This window comes from Streptomyces prasinopilosus (assembly GCF_001419695.1).
Classification (GTDB): Bacteria; Actinomycetota; Actinomycetes; order Streptomycetales; family Streptomycetaceae; genus Streptomyces; species Streptomyces prasinopilosus.
This window is the reverse complement of record NZ_LIRG01000744.1, coordinates 1-5,548: the sequence shown is the minus strand read 5'-3', so window position 1 is coordinate 5,548 and position 5,548 is coordinate 1. Positions and strand designations below refer to the sequence as shown.

The 5,548-nt window shown below is 72.7% G+C and carries 5 protein-coding genes and 2 pseudogenes; 6 read left to right on the top strand and 1 reads right to left on the bottom strand.

What is annotated here, in order from left to right; translation table 11 throughout:
• From AOK18_RS33700 to AOK18_RS31410, 6 genes and pseudogenes are all read left to right on the top strand, one after another.
• A pseudogene (locus AOK18_RS33700) lies at positions 1 to 277 on the top strand (hypothetical protein); the annotation flags it as partial.
• Entirely contained in the window at positions 274 to 738 is a 465-nt protein-coding gene (locus AOK18_RS25685; RefSeq protein ID WP_055695881.1) for an SHOCT domain-containing protein, read from the top strand. The pseudogene AOK18_RS33700 and the gene AOK18_RS25685, both read left to right, overlap by 4 nt.
• A 30-nt stretch (positions 739 to 768) precedes the next feature.
• Positions 769 to 1,218, top strand: a complete 450-nt coding sequence (locus AOK18_RS25680; RefSeq protein WP_055695880.1) for a DUF7144 family membrane protein — start codon at positions 769 to 771, stop codon at positions 1,216 to 1,218.
• 81 nt (positions 1,219 to 1,299) lie between these two features.
• Complete coding sequence (locus AOK18_RS25675) at positions 1,300 to 2,664, top strand: diacylglycerol/lipid kinase family protein (RefSeq protein WP_055695879.1); 1,365 nt, start codon at positions 1,300 to 1,302, stop codon at positions 2,662 to 2,664.
• Positions 2,665 to 2,773: 109 nt separating this feature from the next.
• Complete coding sequence (locus AOK18_RS25670; RefSeq protein ID WP_055695878.1) at positions 2,774 to 3,022, top strand: hypothetical protein; 249 nt, start codon at positions 2,774 to 2,776, stop codon at positions 3,020 to 3,022.
• Positions 3,023 to 3,206: 184 nt separating this feature from the next.
• Positions 3,207 to 3,347 (top strand): annotated as a pseudogene (locus tag AOK18_RS31410) (IS982 family transposase); the annotation flags it as partial.
• Positions 3,348 to 3,847: 500 nt separating this feature from the next.
• On the opposite strand, the gene AOK18_RS25665 reads toward AOK18_RS31410, so the two are convergent.
• A complete protein-coding gene (locus tag AOK18_RS25665) occupies positions 3,848 to 5,041 on the bottom strand; it encodes a trypsin-like serine protease (RefSeq protein WP_055695877.1) in 1,194 nt (397 codons plus the stop codon).
• Positions 5,042 to 5,548 lie beyond the last annotated feature (507 nt).

The window sequence follows — 5,548 nt, the reverse complement described above, 5'->3', positions numbered from 1 at the left end:
GGTGGCGCTCGTCCTCGGCGTCGTCCTGGCGGTCCTGGCCGTCCTGGCGCTCCTGGCGGCCGCCGCGCCACCCCGCGCCCCCGGGGAGTCCGGCCCCTGGTCCGGGGACGGCGACCCGCCCGCCGAGGACGGCGACCCGCCCGCCGGGGACACCTCACCCGGCGCGCACACTCACCCGCGCCGGGTGAGGCCGCCCGGGGCCCGCCGGGGGCACGCTCGAGACGGCACAGAGCCGCCGGGCGAGCGCCCGGCGGCGGAGGACGGAGGACGGGCATGAGCGCACCGACCCACCTGGCGTACGACTATCCGCTGCTGAGCGCTTTCTGGACCATGCTCTGGTTCTTCCTGTGGATCATGTGGTTCATCCTGCTCTTCCGGATCATCAACGACATCTTCCGCGACGACCGGCTGAGCGGCTGGGCGAAGACCGGCTGGCTGGTGTTCTGCGTCGTCCTGCCCTTCCTGGGCGTGTTCGTCTACGTGATCGCCCGCGGCAGGAACATGGGCCGCCGCGAGGTCTCCCAGGCACGCGCGCGGCAGGAGGAGTTCGACGCCTACGTCAGGCAGACCGCGGCAGGCGGCCGGCCCAGCAGTGTCGACGAGCTCGCCAGGCTGTCCGAGATCCGCGCCCACGGCGACATCACGGACGAGGAGTTCCGCAGGGCGAAGGAGCTGGTCCTGACCGGCCACGGCCCGGCGGAGCACGCGGACTCCACCGCCCGCACCCCCACCCGTTGAGCGCCCGCACCCCACGGAACGAGGTTCAGGATGACCGCGACACACACCGGGCCGGCCCACACGGCACGGCAGGAATGGGCGACCGGCCTGACCGTCTTCGGCGCCGTGATGCTCTTCCTCGTCGGCCTGCTCGACGTCCTCCGGGGCATCATGGCCATCGCCGAGGACGACATCTTCGTCACGACGCCCCGCTACGTGTTCGAGTTCGACCTGACCAGCTGGGGCTGGATCCACCTCGTGCTGGGCGCGATCGCCGTGTCCGTCGGCGTCGGACTGCTCCGGACCGCGACGTGGGCGCGCGTCACCGGCGTGGTCGTCGCCGGACTCGTCATCATCGCCAACTTCCTCTCCATGCCGTACTACCCGGTGTGGTCGGTCGTGATGATCACCATCTCGGGCTTCGTCATCTGGGCGCTGTGCGTGGTCGAGCGCGGCGGCCTCTCCGACCTGTCCGGGGAGCGCACCCCGCGCGAGGGGTGAGGAACGGCCCCGGCACGACGCGGACGGCACGAAAGGACGGAACCGGCGCGTACCCGGGAGCGCGAGGAGAAGGGCCTGCGGGTGGAACGGCACAGGGGCGGCACGAGGGAACCGGACGCGGCAGGGGCCGCCACCGCGCGCGGAGGCGGTGCCGGACGGACCCGCCTCCTCGCCCGCCTCGCCCTGCTCGCCCTCCTGGGAAGCATCCTGGTGCCGCTCGTCGCCGCCGGCCTGCGGAGCGTGCTGTGGGTACCGGTCGGCGTCGCGGGGCTCGCGCTCGTCGCCGTCGGCGTGTGGTGGGCCCTGTCCCACACGGGGGTGCTCCGGGTCCTCGGGGCGTTCCTGTCGGTGGCCGCCCCGGTCGCCGTGCTCGCCCTGTACGCCGCGTCCGGCGTGCTGGGGCCGGCCCTGGCGTCCCTGGCCCTGTGGGCGCTGGCCGTCACGGCGGCGCGCACGGCCCTGGCACCGGACCGCCCCGCCTCCGAGCAGGCCGTCACCGAGGCGCCCCGCGCCCCCTGGGTCCTCATGAATCCGCGCTCCGGCGGCGGCAAGGTGGGCCGTTTCCGGCTGGCGGAGAAGGCGCGGGCGGCGGGCTGCCGGGTGGTCCTGCTCGACACGGGCCAGGACGTCTCCGAGCTGGCCCGGCGGGCCGTCGCCGAGGGAGCCGACCTGCTGGCGGTGGCGGGCGGCGACGGCACCCAGGCCCTGGTGGCCGAGGTCGCCTCGCGTCACGACCTGCCGTTCGTGGTGATCCCCGCGGGCACCCGCAACCACTTCGCCCTCGATCTCGGCCTCGACCGCGACGATCCGGCCGCGGCCCTGCGCGCCCTGACCGACGGCGTCGAACTCCGCGTCGACCTCGGCTACGCCGCGGACCGGGTCTTCGTCAACAACGCCTCGTTCGGAACGTACGCGTCCGTCGTCACCGATCCCGCGTACCGGGACGCCAAGGCGCGCACGGCCCTGCGCACCCTCCCCGGTCTCCTCACCGGCGAGGCCGCGCCCGAACTGCGGATGCGGGCCGGCGGCACGCGCGTCGACGGACTCCAGGCACTCCTCGTCGGCAACAACCCCTACGGGCGTGCCGTCGACGCGGCCCGTCCGGGGCGCCGGGAACGGCTGGACTCGGGGCTCCTCGGCCTGGTGGGCGTACGGGTCGGCACCGCCGCCGAGGCGGCGCGCCTCGTGCGCGGTCCGCGCTCCTCCGGGGGGCTCGTCCGGCTGAACGCCGAAGAGGTCGTCGTCGAGGCCGGCACGGACACGCTCCCCGTCGGCATCGACGGGGAACACGTCGTCCTGCCGTCACCCGTCGTGTGCCGCAGCGCGCCCGGTGCGCTCCGGGTCCGCGTGCCGCGCCGCCGCCCTCACACGCTGCGCGGCGGAGCGGCGGCCGACTGGCCGCGCGTGGCACGAGCGGCGCTGGGCCGGCCGGTCCCGCTCCGGTGACGGCGACGGATCCCGGCCCGGTGCCGGCCCGTGGCGCCCGCCCTCGGTGGCGCGCCCCGTACGGGGGGAGGACGCTGGACACGAGGGGACCCCGAGGGAGGGACACCCCATGACCCGGACCAAGGACCGCCAGGCCCGTACGCCGTTCCTCTCCCGCCCCGGCGTCCGCCGTCTCGTGCCGTTCTTCCTGATCACCGCGATCGCTCTCGTCTTCGTCTTCGAGAACCGTGCGAGTGTCGAGATCCGCCTGCTCGTTCCGATGGTGACCATGCCCCTGTGGGGCGCCCTCCTCATCGCCTGGGGCCTCGGCGTGCTCGCCTGCCTCCTCACCGTGCGCCGGCGGTCGAACCGGCGCTGACGGTCGAGCCGGCGCCGACGGCGGCCGGGGCGGGTCCCCGCGCCGTCCCGTTCTCCCCCGGCCCTCGAGGACAGGTCCGCGGTGAACCCCGCCGTCGCCGCCGGCAGGGGGCACGTTCGAGGGGGGCGCGGAGCCCGCCCGGAGGACTAAGTGAGTGAGTCCGATGTCTGTGCCGGCCGCGACTATCGAACAGCACGGCGGCAGAACACCGGCCGGAGTCTTCGCCCGCACCGGACAACGACTCCTCGCCCTCGCCGCCGGCATCTGGCACGACCGGGCCACTGGCGCCGCAGTCAAACGATCACTGATCGCCTACGACCGGTGAAGACATCGGACTCATTCATCCAGGTGGACCTGACGACTCAAGAGCCCACTGCAAGACGAAGGGCCGAGGGGAAGCTGCTGCCGGGATCCTGGCCCTCACCATCGCCGGGGCGGGAGTGAAGTGGGTCGTCGACAGACTGCGCGGCCCGGACTCCAAGGCGGGATCCGACGGACCAACGGCTGGACCTTCTGGCTGGCCGACACCCCTGAGGGACAGGTGACGCCGGCCGACCTGCGCGCCGTCGGCGAGCGGCTGCTGCGGCTGCCGGGCGTCCCCGGCCCCGTCCGGCGGCGCCTGGCCCACCAGCGGTCCGGCTCGCCGACACACTACCGCTGGTGCGGGGACAGGAACTGCCGCACTGACAGCCGTCCCGCCTCGGCTCCCGCCACCAGCCCGCGCTGCGGCTCGCCGGGGCCGCCGCGACGGAAGCCGGCGTCCTCCCGGCCTTCACGGCCGCCGAGGACGCCGGGCGGGCCCTGGCACGGGCCGCGAGGACGGATCTACCTGTTGATCCAGATGCCGAAGTCCCGCGTGGCCGTGTAGAAGTCCTGGAAGCCCAGGCGCGCCCCCGCACTACGGGTCACCGTGCCCTTGGCGATCGCGCCGCCGGCGGCCGAGGCGGTGTAGATCGGGCCGCCGCTGTCACCGCTGCGGGCCGCCTCCCGGCCGTCCATCTGCTCCGCCTCCACCAGGTCTTCGGAGTCGTTGTAGAAGAAGAGGACCTTCATGTTGCAGACCGGGCCGCCCGTGGCCCGTGCGCTGGTGATTCCGGACTGGCACAGGTACTCACCCGGGAAGACGTGGTCCCAGCCGTCGACCCGCACGCCCGCGTCGCTGTCGGGTCCCCCGGTGTACATGAAGTTGTCGGAGTTCGTGGGGATGAGCATCACGTCGTGGGCGTCACTGGACTTGGTGGAGGTGCCGATGTAGGTGCCCTGCGGGTTGGTGAACCGATTGCCGCTCCGACCGCAGTGCTCAGCGGTGAGCAGGTAGGTCGCGCTTGCGTCACGCACACCGAACCCGGCCGTGCACGCCCCGCCGTTGAAGTTTATCTGTGCTCCGCCCGACCACGGCGCACCGTCGTTCACACGCGAGCGTTCCTGGAGAGGCTCCTCGCTGATCGTCTTCACGGACACGCCGGCGATCCGGTCGACCGTGCTGTGGTCCTGGGCGACGGAGGCGGTGCGGGCCGCGCGGGTGGTGTCCTGTGCCAGGATCAGTCCGCTGCCGTCAGTGGGGATCTTGACGCTGTGGCCGAGCGAGGGGTCCTTCTCCAGCCGGGCTTGTAACAGCTCGGAGGCGTCCTTGAGTTCGGCCAGCGAGTGGTCCGCGGCGACGATGTGCACGGGGGCGGTTCTGCGGGCCCGCTCCGCGGCCCGCCGTAAGGGCTCGGGCAGGTCGCCCTTCCACCACAGGGTGACGTGGTCTTCCTGAAGGCCGATGCCCGTGTAGCCCTCGTAGTGGCCCCGCTCCTGGGCCTTGGCCAGGATGCTCGCAGCGGCGACGAGGGGTCGCTGCTCGTTCATCTTCCGCAGGTTGTCGGCGCCGACAGCCTGTGAGATCGGGACGCTCTTCTCGCTGTTACCGTCGCGCTGCTGCTCGGCGCTGGCGCCCGGGGCGAGGGTGCCGACGAGTGCCATCGCCGCGGCCAGGGCCGAACCCGCAGCCCACAGCCTGGTTCTGCCGTATCTCATGAGTATGCCTTTCCTCTTGGCGTAGCAGTCTGTGATCAGACGGCACAGGCATCCTCATGGGCCCCGATTTACATTCGATCTACAAATGATTAATACCCATCAGATACTCGGGGGTCGGAAGCGAAACACGGAGTCGCACGTGCAGCCGGGTGCGGTGCCGGAAGAGCCACCTTCTCGACGGACTCCGTGAAGACGTACCGCTCGACGTCCACGCACGGCTGGACGCCGACCGGACCGTCGAACCGAGTGCCGTACCGGCTCCGGTGCGACCGGCAGGGAGCCCGGCTCCACCGCAGCGTGCTCTCCACCGCCGTCGGCCGGAAGACGGCCGGACCCCACGCCCGTCATGCCGACTTCCCGCGCACCTGAAGGACGGACTGCCGCACTCGGCCCGCGACACCCCAAGTGGGAGCCCCCGCAGGCACCTTCACCCAGCCGTTGTCGTCCACATTCAGGCGCTTGTTGTGGGCGGACTGCCGGGGCAGGTGGCGGAACAGGTGCCCCGGC